The sequence below is a fragment of the Pseudomonas capeferrum genome (assembly GCF_013523055.1).
Classification (GTDB): domain Bacteria; phylum Pseudomonadota; class Gammaproteobacteria; order Pseudomonadales; family Pseudomonadaceae; genus Aquipseudomonas; species Aquipseudomonas capeferrum_A.
This window is the reverse complement of the sequence record NZ_JAAMQM010000007.1, coordinates 193,521-216,019: the sequence shown is the minus strand read 5'-3', so window position 1 is coordinate 216,019 and position 22,499 is coordinate 193,521. Positions and strand designations below refer to the sequence as shown.

Here is a 22,499-nt window from a genome sequence, read left to right as displayed (position 1 = left end):
TCTGGGAGCGACGGCATGACTGATAAATGGGATGCCGGTCGACTGGACAGCGACCTCGAGGGTGTCGGCTTCGACACCCTGGCGGTACGCGCCGGTCAATACCGCACACCGGAGGCCGAACACAGCGATGCGCTGTTCTTCACCTCCAGCTATGTTTTCCGCACGGCTGCCGATGCTGCCGCGCGTTTTGCCGGGGAGACGCCCGGCAATGTCTATTCGCGCTACACCAACCCGACCGTGCGGGCGTTCGAAGAGCGCCTGGCGGCGCTGGAAGGCGCGGAGCAGGCCGTGGGTACCTCCACTGGCATGTCGGCCATCCTGTCCACGGTGATGGCGCTGTGCAGTGCCGGCGACCACGTGCTGGTATCGCAGAGCGTGTTCGGCTCGACCATCAGCCTGTTCGAAAAGTACTTCAAGCGGTTCGGCGTCGAAGTGGACTACGTGCCATTGGCCGACCTGCAAGGCTGGGAGCGGGCGATCAAGGCCAATACCAAGCTGCTGTTCGTCGAGTCGCCCTCCAACCCGCTGGCCGAACTGGTGGATATCGCCGCCCTTGCCGAGATCGCCCATGGCCGCGGCGCGATGCTGGTCGTGGACAACTGCTTCAGTACGCCGGCGCTGCAGCAACCGCTCAAGCTCGGTGCCGACATCGTCGTGCACTCGGCGACCAAGTTCATCGACGGCCAAGGCCGTTGCATGGGCGGCGCGGTTGTCGGGCGTAGCGAGCAGATGAAGGAAGTGGTGGGGTTCCTGCGCACCGCAGGCCCCACCCTGAGTCCGTTCAATGCCTGGGTGTTCCTCAAGGGCCTGGAGACGCTCAAGCTGCGCATGCGCGCCCACTGCGAGAGTGCCCAGGTGCTGGCCGAATGGCTGGAGCAGCAGGAGGGCATCGACAAGGTGCACTACGCTGGCTTGCCGAGCCATCCGCAGCACGAACTGGCCAAGCGCCAGATGAGCGGGTTCGGTGCCGTGGTGAGCTTTGAGGTCAAGGGTGGCAAGGAAGGGGCCTGGCGTTTCATCGACGCCACCCGGTTGATGTCCATTACCGCCAACCTCGGTGACAGCAAGACCACCATCACGCATCCGGGCACGACTTCGCACGGGCGGCTGTCGCCGCAGGAGCGCGAGGCGGCGGGTATCCGTGACAGCCTGATCCGTGTCGCTGTCGGCCTGGAAGACGTGGCTGACCTGCAAGCCGACCTGATGCGCGGGCTGGCGGCGCTGTGATCGACTGGAAGGGCGGCGATCCGACCCATAACGGTCGGGTTGCACTGGTCACCGGTGCCGCGCGCGGCATCGGTCTTGGTATCGCGGCCTGGCTGATCTGCGAGGGTTGGCAGGTGGTGCTGGGCGACCTGGACCGCAAGCGCGGCGCCAAGGTCGCCAAGGCGCTGGGGAGCAATGCCTGGTTCGTCGGCATGGACGTGTCCGATGAGGGGCAGGTAATCACCGGAGTCGCCGAAGTGCTGGGCCAGTTCGGGCGCCTGGATGCCCTGGTGTGCAATGCGGCGATCACCGACCCGCACAACGGTACCCTGGAAAGTCTCGTTCTGGCGCAGTGGAACCGTGTACTGGCGGTCAACCTGAGCGGTCCCATGCTGCTTGCCAAGCATTGCGCGCCCTATCTGCGGGCCCATGGTGGAGCCATCGTCAACCTGGGTTCGACGCGAGCCTGGCAGTCGGAGCCCGATACCGAGGCCTATGCCGCGAGCAAGGGAGGCCTGATCGCCCTGACTCATGCCTTGGCCATCAGCCTCGCGCCGGAAATCCGCGTCAACGTCGTCAGTCCTGGCTGGATCGATGCGCGTGACCCATCGCAACGCCGGGCCGAGCCCCTGACCGATACGGACCATGCCCAGCACCCGAGCGGCCGCGTCGGTACGGTGGAGGATGTGGCAGCCATGGTGGCGTGGTTGCTGTCACGGCATTCGGGGTTCGTCACGGGGCAGGAGTTTCTGGTCGATGGTGGCATGACTCGCAAGATGATCTATGCGTAGGCAGGATAAAATACAGCCATACCTTCATTTCGCTCCTCTGCAGCCACGAATCGTGACCTCCCCGAAAAGTGCCTTTTTCAAGGTTTTTAAAAAAAACTTCAACAGGGGTATTGACTTAGGTTCGGTACCTGCGTAAATTTCGCGGCCTCAGCGAAGCAAACGCAACACGCAACAAGCAACACGATGTAAAGGGTGATTAGCTCAGCCGGGAGAGCATCTGCCTTACAAGCAGAGGGTCGGCGGTTCGATCCCGTCATCACCCACCACTTCCTGAGATGTTCCTGACCCAGGAGACTTCGCAAGAAGCTTCCTAATTGAGAGGAACAGGACGCAAGTCCACTATGCGCAGCGGTAGTTCAGTCGGTTAGAATACCGGCCTGTCACGCCGGGGGTCGCGGGTTCGAGTCCCGTCCGCTGCGCCACTTTTCTCCAGATGGGTGCTTGTCACCGATCTGAGGTCCTAAGGCACCGAAGCCTTCTGACCAGGTCCCAGTTTCAATCAGGCGAAAGCTTGTGCGATACGCAGCGGTAGTTCAGTCGGTTAGAATACCGGCCTGTCACGCCGGGGGTCGCGGGTTCGAGTCCCGTCCGCTGCGCCATATTCGCTTCAAGGTTACTGAACGCCTTGAAGCACAAGAAAAGCGACCTTCGGGTCGCTTTTTTTGTTTTCGCGGTTCTCTCGTATTTACTGGCGAAACCGATACATGCGCCAATCCGAACCTTCAAGGCCACAGGCGGCGGTTCCAGTCCCTTCCCTTGTGTTGCACAATAGGCATCGATCGTTCGTCTTCCCGGGATTCCCAATGTCCAAATCAACCGTCTTCGGCGCACTCGGGCTGGCCCTTGTGCTGGCGGGTGCCTCCGGCTGTTCCTCGAAGAAAGCCGCCATCTACGAGCACGAGAATTTCGATGACTCGGGGACCTTTTCCCGCAGCTTTCCCGTGAGCGACACGGGTTCGTGCGAAGCCGCTCGACGAGCGTTGCTCAGCCAGGGCTATATCATCACCAGCAATGATGGCAGCCAGATCAACGGCAACAAGAGTTTCCAGCAGAACAGCGACAACCACCTGCAGATCAGCTTCTCCGTGACATGCGCACCCGACAGGGGCGACCAGCAGCGGTCGACGATGTTTGCCAATGCCTTGCAGGATCGCTATGCGCTGAAGAAATCCAACACTTCGGCCAGTCTGGGTGTTGGCGTACTGGGATCGCTGTCGATGCCGATCGGCTCCTCCGATGACTCGATGGTCAAGGTCGCGAGCGAGACCGTCACTTCGCCGCAGTTCTACGAGCGATACTTCGCCTTGGTCCAGAGCTATTTGCCGAACGAGAAGAAGGCGACTCCGGCCCCGGAGCCCGAAACACCAAAAGACGCGTCTCCAGCCGCCGATCTCGGCCTGCCGGGACCTGCTCCTGCCGCGATGGTCCCGTCCGCTACGCAAATCGGCGTTGAAACGCCTGCTGCCGTCGCGGCGAACGGGCCGTCGCCTGCCGGCGAGACGTCGAAAGCGGCTGAGCTTGCCCCAGCTGCACCTGCTGACCCGGCACCTGCCAGCGAGATACCTGCTGCACCGATAGTCGACGATAGCCGGGGTTCACAGCCTATCGTACCCCCGGCGGAGCCAGCGCCAATCGAAGTACAGCAAACAGCGCCCGTACCCGAGCAGGTGCCTGTGGCGACCTCCCAGGAAGAAACCCAGGGCTGACCCGGCCGAAACAGATTGCTACAGCCCTGGCGGATAATTTCCAGAACCCCTGCTACGTTTAATTCTCAAAGACATGTCATCACTCCTTCATCATCGCGATTTAGGTTGATGACATGAACCTTGGGCAATAGGCGTAGAGGAGCCGGACGATGGATGATTATCAGGAAGAACTGCTGGAATTTCACGCCTACGAACTGGACCCACCTGAGCCGGTAGACGACGCTACCGAGCTTTGACCTGTCTGGCGGTGACTGCGACGAAACTCCCCGGGTGTGCGGCCGGTCCAGCGCTTGAACGCGCGCTGAAAGGCCTCCGCCGATGCGAACCCTAACAGATAGGCAATCTCTCCTAAGGCCAGTTCCGTATCGCGGATATAGGTCTCGGCAAGATCGCGTCGTGTGTCATTGAGCAGGCTGCGAAATTGCGTGCCTTCCTCCGCCAGCTTACGGCGCAGAGTCCAGGTCGGCAGTTGCAGACGCCGGGCGACTTCTTCGAGGTCGGGTTCGCGGCCTCCGCTGAGCAAAGGACCCAACAGGTGCGTGATGCGCTCGCCCAGACTCCGTACGCGGGTGCGCTGTGCCAGTTCTGCCTCGCACAGCTGCAGCAGGTGATGCCAGGTGCTTGGGCAGTGCTGTGGGTTGGTCAAGGCCAGGGTCGCATTGCTCAGGCGCAACTGATTGGTCTGCGCTGCAAATTGGACCGGGTTGTTGCATAGCACCTGATAGTGCCCTGCGTAGTCCGGTGCCTCGAACTCGATTTCCAGGCGCTCGGCCCGCACTGCGATGCCTACCAGATCCGACAACTGGGCCAACCAGCCAGCCAGCAGTGAGTCGACCACGAAGCGGTTATAGGTGTTGTACGGGCTGATCGAGTAGAAACGCAGCCACGCCCCTCGACCGTCAGCCAGAAAGCTCGACTGGCCACGATAATTGGCGGCATAGAGCGGTTCGAAGCGCAACAGCGTGCGGGCGGCTTCACCCAGAGTCGGCGCCTGGGCGGCGGTAACGCCAGCCAGGCCAGCCTGTGCCAGTCGGCTGCGGCGTCCCATCTGTAACCCCAGCGCCGGTTCGCCGCTCAATTCGATGGCCGCATGGCCCAGGTGCATGTAGCGGGGGATCGACAAGCGCGCGCCGACCTCGGCCAGGCGTGCCGGATCCAGCCCGTATCGGCGCAAGAGGGTCGTAGGATCGTGCCCTAGCTGGCTCAACGTCTCCGTCAGAGGCTGCACGAACCCTACTGAAAGGTCACCCAAACGGACACGGGGCCGAGGCATGGCCTCACAACCACAGGTTGAGCAGACGAGCACCTTCGCGGGGCTCACCGCTCAACTGCACGCCGTCATGATTGGCGAAGCCTTGGCCGTCAGCACCCAGCTCCCAGAACTGTCCACGCAGGAACACGCTCATGCTCGTCGCCCCCGGACTGGCCGCCTTGCTCAGGCGTTGCCATGCCTCCTGCTCGCTGACCTCACCCTGGCGCACCGACAATCCCGCCGTCGCTGGCTGGTGACGGTTACCGCGCCAAGCTGAATGCCAGCTGCCTTTGCCACCCAGGAACACCGGGTTGGCGATCAACTGCACTGACTGCGCCGCCAACTGGCGGTAGTTCTCCGGATACCAGCTGTCACTGCCGACCAGTACCCCGAGACGCCCGGCGGGTGTCGGCAGGACTTGCAGCGGCTGGCGCTGACCCGCATCGATGTAGCGTCGGGTCTCGCTATCTGGGTAGCGCTGGCGCTGTGGACGGCCCAGCACCGTACCATCAGTGGCGAATACCAGGCTGCTGTTGAACAGCGGGCCATCGCCGGCGCGCAGTACACCGTTTTCCATGTAAGGGGCAGGCAAAATGATGGAGCCCGCTACCAGCGTCACCCCGAACTCGCGAGCGAGCCCACCGAACAGTTGCTGATAGTCGGCGGCCATCTGGTCGGCCTTCATGCGCAGGTGGGCGTCGGCGCGGCGGTCGTCGCCAGTCGCCGCCAGCATCGCCAAGCCGTAGCGCAAGGGATTGCTCAGCTCCAGCCATTGCCAGGCTTCACGGCGCTGGGTGACCTGATAGAGCTCGTTCTTCTCGCCCCTGGCCCACAGCCAAGTGCCGATATGTTCCGGCAGAATCACCACGGTGCGTTCATTGACCAGCCCTCGGTTGCGGGCCTGTTCCAGGTAAGCCGAGAGTTTGCGGTGCAAGCGGCGCAGGTTCTGGTAGTCACCAGGAAACAACAGAGGCTCGATACCTAGCAGGTTGCCCCTGCCGCTCGGCACACCCTGGTCGATGGCCAGCTCGATGCGCAGGTCCGAAAGGTAATGGCCTTGGGGCCGCTGCTGGGTCCAGAAGCCATAGCCGCACACTGCAGCGATTACCATCAGCGCGAAAGCGCCTGCAAGGAATTTACGCATGAAGCCAGGTTGCCTCGAAAAATGAGCTTCCAAGGGTAGACCTGCTGTGCACTCGGATCAATAAGTTGTCACTTTCGGTCATTGAGTGCGTTCAAACGGGCGTTTAATGTCAGGGCCAGACAAATGATGGGCCCCGCCTTCCAGCGAGGTGCCCACGATCCGTGATCACGCCAGCCGTGGAGTCCCCGATGGCCGCCGAACAGTACCCGCACCTGCTTGCTCCGCTCAACCTGGGTTTCATCACCTTGCGCAACCGTACCCTCATGGGCTCCATGCACACCGGGCTGGAGGAACGCCCCGGCGGCTTCGAGCGCATGGCGGCCTATTTCGCCGAGCGCGCGCGAGGTGGGGTGGGGCTGATCGTCACCGGGGGGATCGCACCGAACGATGAAGGCGGGGTGTATTCCGGGGCGGCCAAACTCAGCACACGCGAGGAGGCCGACAAGCACCGCATTGTCACCGAAGCAGTGCATGCCGCGGGCGGCAAGATCTGCTTGCAGATCCTGCATGCCGGACGCTACGCCTACAGTCCCCGGCAGGTTGCGCCCAGCGCGATCCAGGCACCGATCAATCCGTTCAAGCCGCGAGAATTGGACGAGGCAGGCATCGAGAAACAGATTCAGGATTTCGTCACCTGCGCGGGCCTGGCCCAGGACGCTGGCTACGATGGCGTCGAAATCATGGGTTCCGAGGGGTACTTCATCAATCAGTTTCTGGCGGCGCACACCAACCAGCGCACCGATCGCTGGGGCGGCAGTTATGAAAACCGCATGCGCCTGGCCGTGGAGATTGTCCGACGCGTGCGCGAAGCCGTGGGAGCGCATTTCATTATTATCTTCCGCCTTTCCATGCTCGATCTGGTGGAGGGCGGCAGCAGCTGGGAAGAAATCGTCCAGCTGGCCAAGGCGGTCGAAGCCTCTGGCGCCACCCTGATCAACACCGGTATCGGCTGGCACGAGGCGCGTATCCCGACCATCGCCACCAAGGTGCCTCGAGCGGCCTTCAGCAAGGTCACCGCCAAGCTGCGCGGTTCGGTGGCGATTCCGCTGATCACCACCAACCGCATCAACACGCCCGAAGTGGCCGAGGCGGTACTGGCCGAGGGCGATGCCGACATGGTCTCCATGGCCCGGCCTTTCCTCGCCGATCCCGAGTTCGTCAACAAGGCCGCTGCCGGACGCGCCGATCACATCAATACCTGTATCGGCTGCAACCAGGCGTGCCTGGACCATACATTCGCAGGCAAGCTGACCAGTTGCCTGGTCAACCCGCGAGCCTGCCATGAAACCGAGCTCAATTATCTGCCAGTGACGCAGCCCAAGCGAATCGCCGTGGTCGGTGCCGGGCCGGCAGGCTTGGCTGCCGCCAGCGTGGCGGCCGAGCGTGGCCATCGGGTGACGCTGTTCGATGCCAGCAGCGAAATCGGCGGGCAATTCAATGTCGCGAAACAAGTACCTGGAAAGGAAGAGTTCTACGAGACCCTGCGTTATTTCGATCGCAAATTGCAGAGCACCGGGGTCGACTTGCGCCTGAACGTCCGCACCGACGTGGCAACCCTCGTGGCGGGCGGCTATGACGAGATCATCCTCGCCACAGGCGTCACCCCCCGCCTGCCGGCAATCGATGGCATCGACCACCCCAAGGTGCTTGGCTACCTCGACGTGCTGCGTGAGCATGAACCGGTGGGCGCGAGTGTCGCCGTCATCGGTGCAGGTGGCATCGGGTTCGATGTCAGCGAATACCTGGTTCACCAAGGCGTGACCACCAGCCTGAATCGCGACGCTTTCTGGAAAGAGTGGGGCATCGATACCGCGCTGCAGGCCCGCGGGGGCGTAGCGGACATCAAATCCGAACCGCAGTCCCCGGCGCGGCAGGTCTACCTGTTGCAACGCAAGGCCAGCAAGGTCGGCGACGGCCTGGGCAAGACCACCGGCTGGATCCACCGCACCGGCCTGAAAAACAAGCATGTGCAGATGCTCAACGGCGTCGAGTACCTGAAAATCGACGACCAGGGGCTGCATATCCGCATCGGCGATAACTCGCCCCAGCTGCTGCCGGTGGACAATGTGATCATCTGTGCGGGTCAGGACCCCTTGCGCGAGCTGCAGGAAGGTTTGCTCGCGGCGGGGCAGACCGTGCACCTGATTGGCGGTGCGGACGTGGCGGCGGAGCTGGATGCGAAGAGGGCGATCAATCAAGGCTCGCGGTTGGCGGCCGTTTTGTAAATCAGTGCGAATGGGTGAATAAAGGGCGATTGTCGCCCTTTTTTAACATCTATTTCTTACTTGTATTTGATGTGTTTCCTATAAAAAATAATTAATGCTTAGTGTGTTACATGATTTACTTTCTTTGAAATTTATCGTTACTTTTATAGATTGTTATTTGTTTTCGTGTCTAGAGCTTTTTCGTGGCTTATGTCCATATTGTCGCTGGTCATGAATTGGATCTTTTTGGCTTTTCGTGATGGCATGCGTTAGCGATAACTCCAGTTTCTAGTTCGGCAAGAGCCACTGTGAAGCCGCAGGTTAGACTCGTCTGTGCGAAGGATACGATGTGGCGAAGAAACAGATAGAACTTTCTCCTACCTATATAGGAGCGCAACCGCCTATAGGTGATTTCAATATCAGTTGGGCAGATGGAAAAGGCCGCCTGTTTCCGAGGTGTTTCAGTTTGGCCCACTCATGGTTAGTGCGCTGACCCATTGGGACAAAATGTTTCAGGCGAGCCTTTTGCTCGTTGATGCCAATCTGGCTCAAGAGTTATCACTCGCTCGCTCAGGTGTGCTGAGGACAATGACACAGCAGAAGGGATTCAGAGAGAACTCGCTTTGCGGGAAACGCTCGCCGCCAGCAAACGGGCGCAGATAAACGAATTATCGGCTACCGCAGATCAATTTTACGGGGTAGCCCCCCTTATCGATGTCGCTTAAACAGCGGATAAGCATAATTGCCCAGCGGATGAGTGGACATAGCGATCTGGGTGATTTACGTAAATTTTCTCAGCTTTCCCATGAAGCAGCCTACAGGCGGCGCTTTGCAAGTGAGGCGCTAACAAGATTGAACGAGCAATCGGCCGCGCTTCGAGAAAAACTCACTCGAATTCAAGCCCAAGAAGCAGCGGCACAAGCAGCCGCAGCGCAGGTACAAGCAGCGGCGACTGCGCAAGCACAGGCAGAAGCAGCAGCTCAAGCACAGGCGGCAGCAGAGGCAGCGGCAATTGCGCAAGCACAGGCAGAAGCAGTGGCAATTGCACAGGCGCAGGCTGCAGCAAAGGCGGCGGCGCGCCTGGCTCAAAACAGAGCTGAGAGGTTAAGGAGCAGCGCAAGAGGGAAAGCATTGCCAATACGCTTCGCGCCGATGGGAAGACCAGCGCGTCACAAGCGCAAATCCTTGCGGCAGCAGGAACGATTTCGGCTGCGAAAGGTGTCACGCTCACGTTGCAGGCAGCGATACGGACATCCATAGCCGGTTTGGCTGAACTCGTTGCGGGCACCGCCTCGGGTCTATTGGTCGGCGTCAGCGCGTTAATCTATTCAACGAAATTGGGCAATGGCGAGTTGCCGGGCCGATTTGCTCTTACATTGCCGCTGGCAGACCTGGGTGCATTGCCATCCATCGATTTCCACTCAATCTCAGCTAGTAATGGTACGACTCAGCTCCCCGTACGCATCGGTTTCAAGGCTGGGGATGAAGGGCAGACACAGGCAATCGTCATTCCAGCAGACGCGAGTGTGGTGTCGGGAGGCGTTCCAGTGATTGCTGCGCAATATCATGCAGCACAGAATGTCTACAGCGTCTCGATGCCGGAGATGCCTGACAGAACCTTGATCTGGACCCCAATTGTTACTCCAGGCAACCACTCGACCGCGACCCTCCCGAAGCAACTTACCTGTTTACGAAGGCGCAGCCTTCAGGCCAGTCGAAGGCCGCATAGACACCTATCCTGAGGTTGCCGAAGCTGTATTCGATGACTACATTTTTGTTTTTCCAGCGGACTCCGGCATTCCGCCGTTGTATGCAGTGTTTGCAACACCCAGGGATTATCCGGTCGTTGCAAGCGGGAAGGGGCAACTGGTTTCGAGTCGGTGGTTAGTGGCGTCCTCAAGGGGAAAGGGGGCGGCTATTCCGATGCAGATAGCGCAGCAGCTTCGTGGGAAAGAATTTAGAAACTTTCGTCATTTAGGGAGGCGTTTTGGAAGCTAGTCGCAGCTGATGTGAAATTGGCAAGGCAGTTTAGTCCGCAAAATCCAGGGTTGATGAAGAGGGCTATGCTCCTAAGGTAAGTAAGGTACATGCTGCTGGGGGAAATAAAAAATTTGAAATACATCACGTGAATTTATCTCGAGGGGAGGGGATGTGTACGATATGGATAATGTGCGAATAGTGACTCCCAAGCGGCACGTTGAAATTCATGCGGAGGTGAAAAATGGTTAAGTTGTGGGGTAAGTTTGAAAAGTATACAGAGGATGAGTTTGCAGAGCTTGTGCAGGATATCTGGTTTGTAAATGTAGAAAGTAAGGCCAGGCATGACGAGTTACTCTCTCACTTCGAAAAGGTGAGCGAGCACCCTCAAGGCAGTGACCTTATTTATTACCCTTTGAAAGGAGAAGACTCTTCCCCTGCTGGAATCGTTCAGTCAGTGAAGGCTTGGCGCGCTGCCAATGGCAAACCGGGCTTCAGAGCTGGTTGAACAACGCGCTGGAACTACACCGCATCAGATCTCGGGAGGCAGCTGTAAACTATCGCTATCCGAACACTCCATCAGGCTCAACGATGCTGGCTTTACCCGAGTTACCCCCGGCTCCCTTGCACCCCCTGCACCTGCCTTGGCTCGATCAGGCAGGTGTAGAGGTGGCAGTCTTGCGCCTCGACCTTATCGATCCGCTGATCAGCGGCAACAAGTGGTTCAAGCTGCGCGATCATCTTCAGCAGGCCGCTGCCAGGGGCGCGCCAGGCCTGATCAGCCTGGGCGGCAACCATTCCAATCATCTGCATGCCCTGGCGGCGGCTGGCCAGCGCTTCGGCTTCGCTACCGTCGGCCTGCTGCGCGGAGAACCTCGAGACACACCGACGGTGCGCGACCTGCAAGCCCTGGGCATGCGTCTGCATTGGTTGGGATACGCTGGCTACCGGGCGCGCCACCATCCCGACTTCTGGCTGACGTGGCAGCATTCGTACCCAGGTTGGCATTGCATCCCCGAAGGCGGCGGTGGGGCGGCAGGGGTGTCGGGCTGTGCATTGATCGTGGAGCAGGCGAGGGCGCAATTGGCGACCGTGGGGTGGGATGACCATGACGCCTGGTGGCTGCCTGCCGGTACCGGAACCACCTTGGCCGGCATCGTTCTGGCGGAGGCGAGTGGTCGCATTGTTCATGGTGCGTTGGCGGTTCCACGTGATCACGGCGTGCCGGAGACCGTGCACGCCTTGGCCGGGACGGATGGCTATGTCCTGCATGACGCTTGCCGAGGCGGTTTTGCCAAGGTCGATGACAGGCTGCTGGCGTTCATGGATACGACCGAACGGCAATGCGGCATGCCGCTGGAGCCGGTCTATACCGGCAAGGCCATGCTGGCATTGCGCGAGCAGGTCGAAAGCGGTGCGTTTGCGCCTGGCATGCGGGTGATCTTCGTGCATACAGGTGGTTTGCAGGGGCGGCGTGGCTATGCGCAGGCGCCGGAGTCGGATGAAGCGCAATGCCAGTCAGGAAGGCATTCGATCCTCTAGCGTTGAGGCTTGTCTTTTGGCTTCAGGATTTCCTGCGCAGCTTATGGCCTCGTCGCGGGGCAAGCCCGCTCGCCACCGGTACGCGGTGCAGCAGGAACGCATTCCTGGTGGCGAGCGGGCTTGTCCCGCGACGAGGCCATAAGCTGCACGAAGATGCCAGGAATCAAGAGAGAACCACGGTACTGCACATCAATCGCTTTTCCTGACCGTCTGGCGTTGGGGCAAGCGCTGGCCGAGGCCGTTTGGCGTCTATAGCGAGCATTCTCAGGCATGCAGAAGCGGCCAACTGTCCGCAACCAGAAACAACCGTTCCGCCTCCTGCCAGGCATCCGTCGCGTCACGCTCTAGCCGCACCAGCAGTTTCGCTGGCGCCAGCGGGGGCAGGCTCAGCAGCCATTCGTCCAGGCACCCTTGTGTCCAGCACTGGTCTGCCTCGAATCGGGCCGGTGCAAGCCAGGCATGACGCGGCAGGTGCTGCCAGACGCCTGGCGGGCACTCGGCGCGGTAGCGTGGCCAGTCACGCCGATGCAGCCAGCGTCCGCGCAGGTGTCCGGGATGAGCGTCAGCAGGGGTTTCGGCGTCGCCTGGCCAGGGGTAAAACAGAAAGCCACCCAGCCACAGCGATGCCTGGACCTTATCTATCCCCAGCCCGGCCAGCGCCTCGCGAGCCTGTGCATGCGATGACATCGGCAACTGATGGGTCATCAGGTGCCCCAACTTCAGGTCCAGCCGGTCATGGCAGCCGGGCCCCAGCCAGCGGGCCGGATTCCTGCCACCACCATGGGGTGGGCCCAAGTACAGCTTGATCGCCAGTTCCAGATGGTGCACACCGTCCCGGTCACGCACCAGCAGGTCGAGTTCGCCCAGCGTGTGCCCGCCGTTGCGGATCGCCAGGTTGGCTGCCAGCAGCTCGACGTCCGGCGCCTGGCTCAGTGCAAATTGCCACAACCCTTCGTAATACAACCCAAGGCGATGGCTGGTGATACGTGCCAGCCAGGTCAGCAGCGGTTCGCTCTGTCGGTCGAGTTCCAGCAACCAGCGGCTCAGACGTTCAGGATCGTCAGCCCAGGCGCTGCCGGCCAAGGGATGACGCTGAGAGCAGGAGGGGTGCCGAAGCAGCGGCGCGCTGATGATGACCCACGCCAGATCACGGACCGCCGACTGGCGCAGACGGCGAGGCAGGTCGCCGAGTTTTAAGAAAGGATTCATCCTGCGAGCATAGCCGGTTTGCTGCTGGCAGGCGGTTTCGTCCGTGATCACTGCGTCTGCGGCCACGGATGATCTGCACCCCGCGTTGCATTGCGCCGGCGAGGCAGGTCGCCGAGTTAGAGGAAAGGATTCATCCTGCGAGCATAGCCGGTTTGCCGCTGGCCGGCGCTTTCGCCCATAATCCCTGCATCGGGCGCCACGCGCCATCTACACGCCGCAGAGCCTTGCAGGAGTCCCATGGAGCAATTTCGTAATATCGGTATCATCGGACGCCTTGGCAGCTCGCAGGTGCTCGACACCATTCGCCGACTGAAAAAATTCCTCCTCGATCGCCATCTGCATGTGATCCTCGAAGACACCATCGCCGAGGTACTGCCCGGCCATGGCCTGCAGACCTCCACGCGCAAGCTGCTTGGCGAGGTCTGCGACCTGGTGATCGTGGTCGGTGGCGACGGCAGCCTGCTTGGCGCCGCTCGCGCCCTGGCGCGGCACAATATCCCGGTGTTGGGCATCAACCGAGGCAACCTGGGCTTTCTCACCGACATCCGCCCCGACGAGCTCGAGATCAAGGTCGCCGAGGTGCTCGACGGCCACTACCTGGTGGAAAACCGCTTCCTGCTGCAGGCCGAGGTACGCCGTCACGCCGAGGCCATCGGTCAGGGCGATGCGCTGAACGACGTCGTCCTGCACCCTGGCAAGTCCACCCGCATGATCGAGTTCGAGATCTACATCGACGGTCAGTTCGTCTGCAGCCAGAAGGCCGACGGCCTCATCGTCGCCACGCCGACCGGTTCCACCGCCTACGCGCTGTCCGCGGGCGGCCCGATCATGCATCCCAAGCTCGATGCCATCGTCATCGTGCCGATGTATCCGCATACCCTGTCGGGGCGACCGATCGTGGTCGATGGCAACAGCGAGCTGAAGATCGTGGTGTCCAACGACCTGCAGATCTACCCGCAAGTCTCGTGCGACGGGCAGAACCATTTCACCTGCGCCCCCGGCGATACCATCACGGTGAAAAAGAAACCGCAGAAACTGCGCCTGATCCACCCGCTGGACCATAACTACTACGAGGTCTGCCGCACCAAGCTCGGCTGGGGCAGTCGCCTGGGAGGTGGAGGCGACTGATGCTCGATCCGGCGCGAAGTTTCGACATCATCGGCGACGTGCACGGTTGTGCGCTGACCCTGGAACGCTTGCTCGACACCCTCGGCTACAAACGCGTGGGCGGCGTATGGCGGCATGCGTTCCGCCAGGCATTGTTCCTCGGCGACATCCTCGACCGCGGCCCGCGCATCCGCGAGGCGCTGCATATCGTCCACGACATGGTCGCGGCGGGCCAGGCCCATTGCATCATGGGCAACCACGAATACAACGCACTGGGCTGGGTGACCCCGGCGCTGCCAGGTAGCGGCAAGACCTATGTTCGCGAGCACACGCCACGGCATGCCCGGCTGATCGAAGAAACCCTTACCCAGTTCGCCCAGCACCCTGGCGACTGGCACGACTTCCTCGAGTGGTTCCATGAACTGCCGCTGTTCGTCGATGCCGGGCGCTTTCGTCTGGTCCATGCCTGCTGGGATCCGCGCCTGATCGAGCAACTGCGCCTGCAACACCCCGATGGGTGTGTCGACGAGCATTTCATCCAGGCCTCCTCGGTGCCCGGCAGTTTCGCCGCGACCGTCTGCAACCGCCTGTTGCGCGGCACCGACATGCGTCTTCCCGACGGGTTGACATTGACCGGCGGCGACGGCCTGACCCGCGCCTTCTTTCGCACCAAGTTCTGGGAAGACGATCCGCAGACTTACGGCGATATCGTCTTCCAGCCCGATGCCTTGCCCGAGACCGTGGCCAGCACGCCGCTGAGCCACAGCGAAAAGAGTGCCCTGTTGCGTTATCCCGAGGACGAGCCTTTGCTGTTCGTGGGCCATTACTGGCGTAGCGGGCGGCCCTCGCCGATCCGCGCCAACCTGGCGTGCCTGGACTACAGCGCCGTGTTGTACGGCAAGATGGTCGCCTACCGGCTGGATCACGAAACCCGCCTCGATTCCCACAAATTCGTCTGGGTCGATGTCGACCGTCCGCAGGCCAATCAATGAACGTGATAGAACTCATGCGCCTGCCGCTGGCCGTCGATCTCAGCGGCTTCGTTGGACTGCTTCGGCGCCTGCAGGTGCCGCACCGGGTCAGCGAAGAAGGCGAAGAGCAGGTGCTCTGGGTCGCCGAGGCGCTGGCCGAGGACGTCCGCCAGCTGTATCAGCGGTATCCGGACGGCAATGCCGAGCTGGATACCGTGCTCGAAGGGGATGCCCTCGAAGACCAGTCGCCTGGTCTGGTCCAGCGACTGCTGGCCAGCCGGATGACCGCCGCCGTACTGATCCTCACCTTCGTGGTCGCGGCCCTGACGGGACTGGGCGACAGCCTGCAGGGCCTGCGCTGGTTCACCTTCCTGGAGTTTCAGGTGCGCGGCGAGTACCTCTATTTCACACCGCTGGCCCAAGGCCTGGCCGACGGCCAGTGGTGGCGCCTGGTATCGCCGATGCTGATCCACTTCGGCCTGCTGCACCTGGCGATGAACAGCCTCTGGTACTGGGAGCTCGGACGCCGCATCGAAGCGCGCCAGGGCGCCTGGGTGCTGCTGGGGCTGACTCTTGTTTTCAGCCTGGTATCGAACCTCGCCCAGCACTGGATGAGCGGGCCAAGCCTGTTCGGCGGCTTGTCCGGCGTGCTTTACGGACTGCTGGGGCATGTCTGGCTGTACCAGCGGCTGGCACCCGATACGCACTACCAACTGCCCCGCGGGACCGTGGCGAGCATGCTCGTCTGGCTGCTGGTGTGCCTGTCCGGCGTCATCGGCCTGCTGGGCTTTGGCCAGATCGCCAATTCGGCGCATGTCGCAGGGTTGCTGGTCGGCTGCCTCAGCGGGCTCTTGGGCGGGGCGATGGCACGGCGTAAACTAACCGCTTGATCTTGGGAGACGCTATGTCCACTTTCGCGCAAATGATCGAAAACATCACCCCGGAAATCTACGAAAGCCTGAAAACGGCCGTGGAACTCGGCAAATGGTCCGACGGCCGCAAACTGACCACCGAGCAGAAAGAGCTCTCCCTGCAGGCGGTGATCGCCTGGGAGATGCAGAACCTGCCCGAAGATCAGCGCACAGGCTACATGGGCCCACAGGAATGCGCGTCCAAGTCGGCGCCGATTCCCAACATCCTGTTCAAATCGGATTCAGTGCATTGATCGAACTCGCTCGTGGCTCCTTAAGCAAGATGGCGGTGCGCCTCGAAGCACCGCTGGTGCAGTACAGCTTTCGCCTGGGCGAGGCGCTGGTGGCGGTCAACCCGCTGATCGGCAAGTCGCTGCGCCTGGAATACCTCGGCGCCATTCATTGCAGCCATTGCGGCCGCCGGACCAAGACCAGCTATAGCCAGGGTTATTGCTACCCCTGCATGACCAAGCTCGCCCAGTGCGACTTGTGCATCATGGCCCCTGAGCGCTGCCATTACGATCAGGGTACCTGTCGCGACCCCTCGTGGGGCGAGCAGTTCTGCATGACCGACCATATCGTGTATCTGGCCAACTCGTCCGGCATCAAAGTCGGCATCACCCGTGCCACCCAACTGCCGACCCGCTGGCTGGACCAGGGTGCCAGCCAGGCGCTGCCGATCCTGCGCGTGGCTACCCGTCAACAGTCGGGCCTGGTCGAGGACCTTCTGCGCGGTCAGGTGCCCGATCGGACCAACTGGCGTGCCTTGCTCAAGGGCGATGCCGAAGTGCTCGACCTGCCTGCCGCGCGTGATCGACTGCTCGACACCTGCGGCGAGGGCCTGCGCGCGTTGCAGGACCGTTTCGGCCTGCAGGCCATCCAGCCGCTGACCGATGCCGAGGTCGTGGAAATGCGCTATCCGGTCGAGGCCTACCCGAAGAAGATCGTCAGCTTCAACCTCGACAAGGAGCCGGTGGTGGAAGGGACGCTGCTGGGCATCAAGGGCCAGTACCTGATCTTCGACACCGGCGTGATCAATATTCGCAAGTACACGGCCTACCAGTTGGCCGTGCATCAGTAAAAGGACAGCCACATGCGCACCGAACAACCGCAAGTGATCTACCTCAAGGACTACCAGGCGCCCGAGTACCTGATCGACCAGACGCACCTGACCTTCGAGCTGTTCGAGGACCACAGCCTGGTCCATGCGCAACTGGTCATGCGCCGCAATCCGGCGCGCGGTGCCGGCCTGCCGCCACTGGTGCTCGACGGTCAGCACCTGGAACTGCTCAGTGTCCAGCTCGATGACCGCCCGTTGTCCGCCGACGACTACCGGCTCGATGACGACAGCCTGACCCTGCAGCCTCAGGGCGAATCGTTCACGCTCGACACCACGGTGCGCATCCACCCCGAAAGCAACACCGCGCTGGAAGGGCTGTACAAGTCCGGCGGCATGTTCTGCACCCAGTGCGAGGCCGAAGGTTTCCGCAAGATCACCTATTACCTCGACCGCCCGGACGTGATGAGTGTCTTCACCACCACGGTGATCGCCGAGCAGCATCGTTACCCGGTGCTGCTGTCCAACGGCAACCCGGTCGGTAGCGGCCCCCAGGAAGATGGCCGGCACTGGGCCACCTGGGAAGACCCGTTCATGAAGCCGGCTTACCTGTTCGCCCTGGTCGCGGGTGATCTCTGGTGTGTCGAGGACAGCTTCACACGCCAGTCCGGGCGCGACGTGACCTTGCGTATCTATGTCGAGCCGGAGAACATCGACAAGTGCCAGCACGCCATGGTCAGTCTGAAGAAGTCCATGCGTTGGGACGAGGAAGTCTATGGTCGCGAGTACGACCTGGACATCTTCATGATCGTTGCGGTCAACGACTTCAACATGGGCGCGATGGAAAACAAGGGCCTCAACATCTTCAACTCCAGTTGTGTGCTGGCCCGCGCCGAAACCGCCACCGACGCGGCGCACCAGCGGGTCGAGGGCGTGGTGGCCCACGAGTACTTCCACAACTGGACCGGTAACCGCGTGACCTGCCGCGACTGGTTCCAACTGTCGCTCAAGGAAGGCTTCACGGTGTTCCGCGATGCCGAGTTCAGTGCCGACATGCATTCGCGCACGGTCAAGCGAATCGAGGACGTGGCCTACCTGCGCACCCATCAGTTCGCCGAAGACGCCGGTCCCATGTCGCATCCGGTGCGCCCGGACAGCTTCATCGAGATCTCCAACTTCTACACCCTGACGGTGTACGAGAAGGGTGCCGAAGTGGTGCGCATGGTCCATACCCTGCTCGGCGCCGAAGGTTTCCGCAAGGGTAGCGACCTGTACTTCGAGCGTCATGACGGGCAGGCCGTGACCTGCGACGATTTCATCAAGGCCATGGAAGACGCCAACGGCGTCGACCTGACCCAGTTCAAGCGCTGGTACAGCCAGGCCGGCACCCCACGCCTGGAGGTTAGCGAACACTACGACAGCGCCTCGGCGACCTATGGTCTGACCTTCCGCCAGAGCTGCCCGCCGACCCCGGACAAGGCCGAGAAGCTGCCGTTCGTGATCCCGGTGGAGCTGGGCCTGCTCGACGCCGAGGGCAACGACCTGCCGCTGCGCCTGCAGGGCGAGTCGGCGGCCGTCGGGACCAGCCGTGTGCTGTCGGTCACAGAAGCCGAACAGACCTTCACCTTCATCGATGTTCCCGCCAAACCGTTGCCATCCTTGCTGCGCGGCTTCAGTGCCCCGATCAAGCTGAGTTTCCCCTATGATCGCGATCAGCTGATGTTCCTCATGCAGCACGACAGCGATGGCTTCAACCGTTGGGAAGCGGGGCAGCAGTTGTCGGTCCAGGTGCTTCAGGAGCTGATTGGCCAATACCGGCAGGGCGCCGAACTGGTACTCGATCCACGCCTGATCAGCGCCTTGGGCACGGTCATCGGCGATGCCACGCTGGACCCGGCCATGGTCGCCGAGATGCTGTCCCTGCCAGGCGAGGCCTACCTGACCGAGATCAGCCAGGTGGCGGATGTGGATGCCATCCACACAGCCCGCGAGTTCGCCCGCAAGCAGATCGCCGAGCAACTCTTCGACGGCCTGTGGCAGCGCTACCAGGCGAATCGGGAAGTTTCCCGGGCCACGCCTTATGTTGCCGAAGCCGCGCACTTTGCCCGTCGCAGCCTGCAGAACATTGCCTTGTCCTACCTGATGCTGGTCGGCACGCCGCAGGTGCTGGAAGCGACGCTCGAGCAGTTCGAGCACTGCGACAACATGACCGAACGCCTCACCGCGCTGGCTGTGCTGGTCAACTCGCCGTTCGAAGCCGAACGCGCCAAGGCCCTTGAAAGCTTTGCCGAGCACTTCAAGGACAACCCGCTGGTCATGGACCAATGGTTCAGCGTGCAGGCGGCCAGCTCGCTCCCCGGTGGCCTGGCGCGGGTCAAGGCATTGATGCAGCACCCGGCCTTCACCCTGAAGAACCCGAACAAGGTCCGCGCCCTGATCGGCGCCTTCGCCGGGCAGAACCTGGTCAACTTCCATGCGGCGGATGGCTCGGGCTATCGCTTCCTGGCCGACCTGGTGATCGAACTGAACGCCTTCAACCCGCAGATCGCATCGCGGCAACTGGCTCCGTTGACTCGCTGGCGCAAGTACGATGATGCGCGCCAGGGGCTGATGAAAGGCGAGCTGGAGCGGATTCTGGCGTCGGGAGCGCTGTCCAGTGACGTATATGAGGTGGTGAGCAAGAGCCTGGCGTAGGCGACCACACATGAGGGACACCAGGCGCAGGTCGTCTGGTGCCCTTCAAAGCGAGCGTCGCTTGCGGGCGATCCGGTGTCCTGCAAGCCCTGATGCTATTCAGCTAAGCGTTTGATTTCAAATGCTGAGACTTATTTCTCAGTTCTCGAGTCTTCTGGGTAGCCAATGGCCTATCGCGGGGCAAGCCCGCTCACCACCGGGAGCGCGTCTTTGCGCCACTGCGCACTGGTGGTGAGCGGGCTTGCCCCGCGATAGGCCACTCGCTACAGCGCAAATCTCGAAGGCTGCGCTCTGCTAATCAAGCACAGGTCGCAAAAAGCTGCGCTCGTAACTCACGATGAACCGCTGCTCCACAGCCTGAGCCACCAGCTGGATGCTCTCGGGGTCCGCTTCGGCGTGCTTGCGATACTGCTCATAGTCGGCCAGGCTGGGAAAGCTGAACAGGCAATAGGCGAGGTTGTTGGCGCCTTCGGCAGGCAGGAAATAACCGTGATGAAGGCCTCCCAGTCGGGTGACTATCCGTATCCAATGGCGGGAATAGTTTTCGAAAGCCAGGATCTGGTACGGGTCGATGACATATCTGACATGGCAAGTGATCACGGATCATTCCTTCGAGCGGGTTGAGTGTCCGATATCTTCACGCCGTCGGTGCTTGTTGTGAAGGGGCGATCAGGTACGGTGATCGCTCCCGGTCGCCCCCGCAGGCCTGAAAGCCGTCACTTTCCGTCCAGCCATTTCAAACTGTCAGGTTACGATACTCCGGTGAACTAACGCTTCATCGGCACGATCTTCCCTATGCGAAGTCAGTGCGAGCCTGATCGGACGGTGCACCCGCACCGAGTCTCGGTCCAGGGTCGCTGAACAATAAGGAGACCGCCGTGACCGCTACTGTCCATCCTACCTACCGAAGCATGCCTGGGCCGCTTCATGCGATCCTGCTCGCCGGAACCGTTCCGCTGTTTCTGGGTGCCTTGCTCAGTGATATCGCCTACTACCAGACCTATCAGATCCAATGGAGCAACTTCGCCTCCTGGCTGATCGCTGGAGGGCTGGTGTTCTGCGGGCTGGCGCTGTTGTTCGCGTTGGTCAACCTGATCCGCGCGAACCGCAAGGCAGGTCGACCTGTGATGTATTTCCTGCTCCTGCTGGTCACCTGGATGCTGGGGTTGATCAACGCCTTCGAACACGCCAAGGATGCCTGGGCGGCCATGCCGTCGAGCCTGATACTGTCGGTGATCGTGACCCTCCTGGCCTGCGTGGCGGCCTGCCTGGGGCTTACCAACCTGCGTTCGGGAGATGTCGAATGAAACAGTTGAGCGCATTGAGTGCCTTGAGCATGGCGTTGCTCTTGAGCGCCTGTGGCGGAGAAGGCGAGAGCACCCAGGCACGCGGGCCGGATCCGAAGCTGCCGGAGCCTCAAGGTGGTCTGTTGCCCAACATGAAGATTGCCGAGCCCGTAGAGTGGGGCGATCAGAAGCCCACGGTGCCGCAAGGGTACAACGTGACGGCAATCGCGACCGACCTGAAGATCCCGCGCCAGACTCTGGTCCTGCCCAATGGCGACATCCTCGTCGCGGAAGGGCGTGGCGGTAGCGCCGCCACGCTCAAGCCCAAGGATGTGATCACTGGCTACATCAAGGCTCAAGGCAACACCAAGGTCAAGGGCGGCAATCGTCTGACTTTGCTGCGAGATGCCGACGGTGACGGTACCTACGAGCTCAATACGGTCTTCGCCGAAAATCTCAACGCGCCGTACGGCCTGGCATTCGCCGATGGTCATCTGTACGTGGCCAACCAGGATGCGTTGGTTCGCTTCGACTACGAAGAAGGCCAGACCAAGGCCAGCGGCCCGCCCACCAAGCTCACCGATCTGCCGGCGGAGATAAACCATCACTGGACCAAGTCGCTGACCATCAGCCCGGATGGCCGTTTCCTGTATGTCGGTATCGGCTCCAACAGCAATGTCACCGAGCGTGGCATGGAGGTCGAGATCGATCGAGCCATGGTCTGGCAGATCGACGCCCAGACCGGTGCCCACAAGCCGTACGCGACCGGCCTGCGCAATCCGACGGCATTGGCCATCCAGCCCGAGTCCGGGCAGTTGTGGGCGGTGGTCAACGAACGCGATGAGTTGGGGCCGGACCTGGTGCCGGATTACCTGACTTCGGTGCGCGAAGGTTCGTTCTATGGCTGGCCCTACAGCTATTGGGGGCAGAACGTCGATCCACGCGCGCAGCCGCAGAATCCCGGCAAGGTCGCCGCCGCGGTCAAGCCCGATTACAGCCTCGGCTCGCACGTAGCCGCCCTCGGGGTCGACTTCTCCTTGCCGGCCATGGGCGAGAAATACGCCGACGGTGCTTTCGTCGGAGAGCACGGCAGCTGGAACCGTCTTGATCCGGTGGGCTACAAAGTGATTTTCGTGCCGTTCAGCAATGGACGCCCCTCGGGTGATCCGGTCGACTTCGCCACCGGCTTCCGCGACGCCGACGGAAAAACCCGGGGTCGGCCAGTGGGCGTGACTGTCGACCCGCGCGGCGCGCTCATCATCGCCGATGACCTCGCCAATACCGTGTGGCGAGTGACTCGCACTCAGTAAGACAAGCGCCACGGGGGCGAATTTCGGCCTCGTGGCCTAGCTGTGCAGCTATCGGTCAGTACAACGCCATTGCGCGCCGAGACAGGCGGGCAAGGCAATTGCGTGGATGCACGGTCAGGTTTCGGCGACCCA

At 61.5% G+C, this 22,499-nt stretch carries 19 protein-coding genes, 3 tRNA genes and 1 pseudogene; 19 read left to right on the top strand and 4 right to left on the bottom strand.

Annotated features, from left to right (window positions below; all coding sequences use genetic code 11):
- The first annotated feature begins 15 nt into the window (after positions 1-15).
- The 6 genes from G7009_RS10405 to G7009_RS10380 all read left to right on the top strand — a co-directional run bounded on the left by G7009_RS10405 (position 16) and on the right by G7009_RS10380 (position 3,703).
- Positions 16-1,227 carry an O-succinylhomoserine sulfhydrylase gene (locus G7009_RS10405; protein ID WP_181129906.1) on the top strand — a complete coding sequence of 404 codons (1,212 nt, stop codon included), beginning with the start codon at positions 16-18 and terminating at the stop codon, positions 1,225-1,227.
- Positions 1,224-1,997 carry an SDR family oxidoreductase gene (locus tag G7009_RS10400; RefSeq protein ID WP_181129905.1) on the top strand — a complete coding sequence of 258 codons (774 nt, stop codon included), beginning with the start codon at positions 1,224-1,226 and terminating at the stop codon, positions 1,995-1,997. Before G7009_RS10405 ends, G7009_RS10400 begins: the two co-directional genes overlap by 4 nt.
- Before the next feature lie 190 nt (positions 1,998-2,187).
- A tRNA-Val gene (locus G7009_RS10395) sits at positions 2,188-2,263 on the top strand.
- Between the two features lie 79 nt (positions 2,264-2,342).
- Positions 2,343-2,419 (top strand) — tRNA-Asp (locus G7009_RS10390).
- Positions 2,420-2,519: 100 nt separating this feature from the next.
- Positions 2,520-2,596, top strand: a tRNA-Asp gene (locus G7009_RS10385).
- Positions 2,597-2,800: 204 nt separating this feature from the next.
- Entirely contained in the window at positions 2,801-3,703 is a 903-nt protein-coding gene (locus G7009_RS10380) for a DUF2242 domain-containing protein (protein WP_181129904.1), read from the top strand.
- A 187-nt stretch (positions 3,704-3,890) separates the two neighbouring features.
- Here G7009_RS10380 and G7009_RS10375 read toward each other — a convergent pair whose 3' ends face one another.
- Positions 3,891-4,976, bottom strand: coding sequence for an AraC family transcriptional regulator (locus G7009_RS10375; RefSeq protein WP_181129903.1), 1,086 nt, complete (start codon positions 4,974-4,976; stop codon positions 3,891-3,893).
- A 4-nt stretch (positions 4,977-4,980) separates the two neighbouring features.
- Positions 4,981-6,099 carry a carbon-nitrogen hydrolase family protein gene (locus tag G7009_RS10370; RefSeq protein WP_181129902.1) on the bottom strand — a complete coding sequence of 373 codons (1,119 nt, stop codon included), beginning with the start codon at positions 6,097-6,099 and terminating at the stop codon, positions 4,981-4,983.
- A 188-nt stretch (positions 6,100-6,287) separates the two neighbouring features.
- Here G7009_RS10370 and G7009_RS10365 point away from each other — a divergent pair, with 188 nt between their 5' ends.
- From G7009_RS10365 to G7009_RS10340, 5 genes and pseudogenes are all read left to right on the top strand, one after another.
- A complete protein-coding gene (locus G7009_RS10365; protein WP_181129901.1) occupies positions 6,288-8,324 on the top strand; it encodes an NADPH-dependent 2,4-dienoyl-CoA reductase in 2,037 nt (678 codons plus the stop codon).
- 693 nt (positions 8,325-9,017) lie between these two features.
- Complete coding sequence (locus tag G7009_RS28205) at positions 9,018-9,563, top strand: hypothetical protein (protein WP_375139547.1); 546 nt, start codon at positions 9,018-9,020, stop codon at positions 9,561-9,563.
- Positions 9,536-10,532: pseudogene (locus G7009_RS28200) on the top strand (S-type pyocin domain-containing protein). The gene G7009_RS28205 and the pseudogene G7009_RS28200 overlap by 28 nt, the downstream one beginning before the upstream one ends.
- The gene (locus G7009_RS10345; protein ID WP_181129897.1) at positions 10,525-10,788 is read left to right on the top strand and encodes a bacteriocin immunity protein; all 264 of its coding nucleotides are present in this window, start codon (positions 10,525-10,527) and stop codon (positions 10,786-10,788) included. The pseudogene G7009_RS28200 and the gene G7009_RS10345 overlap by 8 nt, the downstream one beginning before the upstream one ends.
- 83 nt (positions 10,789-10,871) lie before the next feature.
- On the top strand, positions 10,872-11,822 hold the full coding sequence (locus tag G7009_RS10340) for a 1-aminocyclopropane-1-carboxylate deaminase/D-cysteine desulfhydrase (protein ID WP_375139546.1): 951 nt from the start codon (positions 10,872-10,874) through the stop codon (positions 11,820-11,822).
- Between the two features lie 264 nt (positions 11,823-12,086).
- Here the strand turns inward: G7009_RS10340 and G7009_RS10335 are convergent, their stop codons facing one another.
- Positions 12,087-13,031: a DUF1853 family protein gene (locus G7009_RS10335; RefSeq protein WP_181129945.1), complete on the bottom strand. Its 945-nt coding sequence runs from the start codon at positions 13,029-13,031 to the stop codon at positions 12,087-12,089.
- Positions 13,032-13,268: 237 nt separating this feature from the next.
- Between G7009_RS10335 and G7009_RS10330 the strand changes: the two genes are divergently transcribed.
- From G7009_RS10330 to pepN, 6 genes are read left to right on the top strand one after another with little or no spacing between them, the layout of a single operon-like run.
- Entirely contained in the window at positions 13,269-14,159 is an 891-nt protein-coding gene (locus tag G7009_RS10330; RefSeq protein WP_181129896.1) for an NAD(+) kinase, read from the top strand.
- A complete protein-coding gene (locus G7009_RS10325) occupies positions 14,159-15,130 on the top strand; it encodes a metallophosphoesterase (RefSeq protein ID WP_181129895.1) in 972 nt (323 codons plus the stop codon). Before G7009_RS10330 ends, G7009_RS10325 begins: the two co-directional genes overlap by 1 nt.
- A complete protein-coding gene (locus tag G7009_RS10320) occupies positions 15,127-15,999 on the top strand; it encodes a rhomboid family intramembrane serine protease (RefSeq protein ID WP_181129894.1) in 873 nt (290 codons plus the stop codon). The genes G7009_RS10325 and G7009_RS10320 overlap by 4 nt, the downstream gene beginning before the upstream one ends.
- Positions 16,000-16,013: 14 nt before the next feature.
- Positions 16,014-16,274, top strand: a complete 261-nt coding sequence (locus G7009_RS10315; RefSeq protein WP_181129893.1) for a YeaC family protein — start codon at positions 16,014-16,016, stop codon at positions 16,272-16,274.
- A complete protein-coding gene (locus G7009_RS10310) occupies positions 16,271-17,101 on the top strand; it encodes a DUF2797 domain-containing protein (RefSeq protein ID WP_181129892.1) in 831 nt (276 codons plus the stop codon). The genes G7009_RS10315 and G7009_RS10310 overlap by 4 nt, the downstream gene beginning before the upstream one ends.
- Positions 17,102-17,113: 12 nt before the next feature.
- Positions 17,114-19,771: an aminopeptidase N gene (gene pepN, locus G7009_RS10305; RefSeq protein WP_181129891.1), complete on the top strand. Its 2,658-nt coding sequence runs from the start codon at positions 17,114-17,116 to the stop codon at positions 19,769-19,771.
- Positions 19,772-20,065: 294 nt separating this feature from the next.
- Here the strand turns inward: pepN and G7009_RS10300 are convergent, their stop codons facing one another.
- Positions 20,066-20,371 (bottom strand): NIPSNAP family protein, encoded by a 306-nt coding sequence (locus G7009_RS10300; RefSeq protein ID WP_181129890.1) that lies wholly within the window; start codon positions 20,369-20,371, stop codon positions 20,066-20,068.
- 278 nt (positions 20,372-20,649) lie between these two features.
- Between G7009_RS10300 and G7009_RS10295 the strand changes: the two genes are divergently transcribed.
- Entirely contained in the window at positions 20,650-21,078 is a 429-nt protein-coding gene (locus tag G7009_RS10295) for a DUF2231 domain-containing protein (RefSeq protein WP_181129889.1), read from the top strand.
- Positions 21,075-22,367 carry a PQQ-dependent sugar dehydrogenase gene (locus tag G7009_RS10290; protein WP_181129888.1) on the top strand — a complete coding sequence of 431 codons (1,293 nt, stop codon included), beginning with the start codon at positions 21,075-21,077 and terminating at the stop codon, positions 22,365-22,367. The genes G7009_RS10295 and G7009_RS10290 overlap by 4 nt, the downstream gene beginning before the upstream one ends.
- The last annotated feature ends 132 nt before the right edge of the window (positions 22,368-22,499 follow it).

What these genes read in the sequence shown, in the direction of transcription:
- pepN (WP_181129891.1), top strand. Translation starts at nt 17,114, where the DNA reads ATGCGCACCGAACAACCGCAAGTGATCTACCTCAAGGACTACCAGGCG.
- G7009_RS10375 (WP_181129903.1), bottom strand. Translation starts at nt 4,976, where the DNA reads ATGCCTCGGCCCCGTGTCCGTTTGGGTGACCTTTCAGTAGGGTTCGTG.
- G7009_RS10365 (WP_181129901.1), top strand. Translation starts at nt 6,288, where the DNA reads ATGGCCGCCGAACAGTACCCGCACCTGCTTGCTCCGCTCAACCTGGGT.
- G7009_RS10340 (WP_375139546.1), top strand. Translation starts at nt 10,872, where the DNA reads ATGCTGGCTTTACCCGAGTTACCCCCGGCTCCCTTGCACCCCCTGCAC.
- G7009_RS10290 (WP_181129888.1), top strand. Translation starts at nt 21,075, where the DNA reads ATGAAACAGTTGAGCGCATTGAGTGCCTTGAGCATGGCGTTGCTCTTG.
- G7009_RS10335 (WP_181129945.1), bottom strand. Translation starts at nt 13,031, where the DNA reads ATGAATCCTTTCTTAAAACTCGGCGACCTGCCTCGCCGTCTGCGCCAG.
- G7009_RS10315 (WP_181129893.1), top strand. Translation starts at nt 16,014, where the DNA reads ATGTCCACTTTCGCGCAAATGATCGAAAACATCACCCCGGAAATCTAC.
- G7009_RS10370 (WP_181129902.1), bottom strand. Translation starts at nt 6,099, where the DNA reads ATGCGTAAATTCCTTGCAGGCGCTTTCGCGCTGATGGTAATCGCTGCA.
- G7009_RS10405 (WP_181129906.1), top strand. Translation starts at nt 16, where the DNA reads ATGACTGATAAATGGGATGCCGGTCGACTGGACAGCGACCTCGAGGGT.
- G7009_RS10380 (WP_181129904.1), top strand. Translation starts at nt 2,801, where the DNA reads ATGTCCAAATCAACCGTCTTCGGCGCACTCGGGCTGGCCCTTGTGCTG.
- G7009_RS10330 (WP_181129896.1), top strand. Translation starts at nt 13,269, where the DNA reads ATGGAGCAATTTCGTAATATCGGTATCATCGGACGCCTTGGCAGCTCG.
- G7009_RS10345 (WP_181129897.1), top strand. Translation starts at nt 10,525, where the DNA reads ATGGTTAAGTTGTGGGGTAAGTTTGAAAAGTATACAGAGGATGAGTTT.
- G7009_RS28205 (WP_375139547.1), top strand. Translation starts at nt 9,018, where the DNA reads ATGTCGCTTAAACAGCGGATAAGCATAATTGCCCAGCGGATGAGTGGA.
- G7009_RS10320 (WP_181129894.1), top strand. Translation starts at nt 15,127, where the DNA reads ATGAACGTGATAGAACTCATGCGCCTGCCGCTGGCCGTCGATCTCAGC.
- G7009_RS10325 (WP_181129895.1), top strand. Translation starts at nt 14,159, where the DNA reads ATGCTCGATCCGGCGCGAAGTTTCGACATCATCGGCGACGTGCACGGT.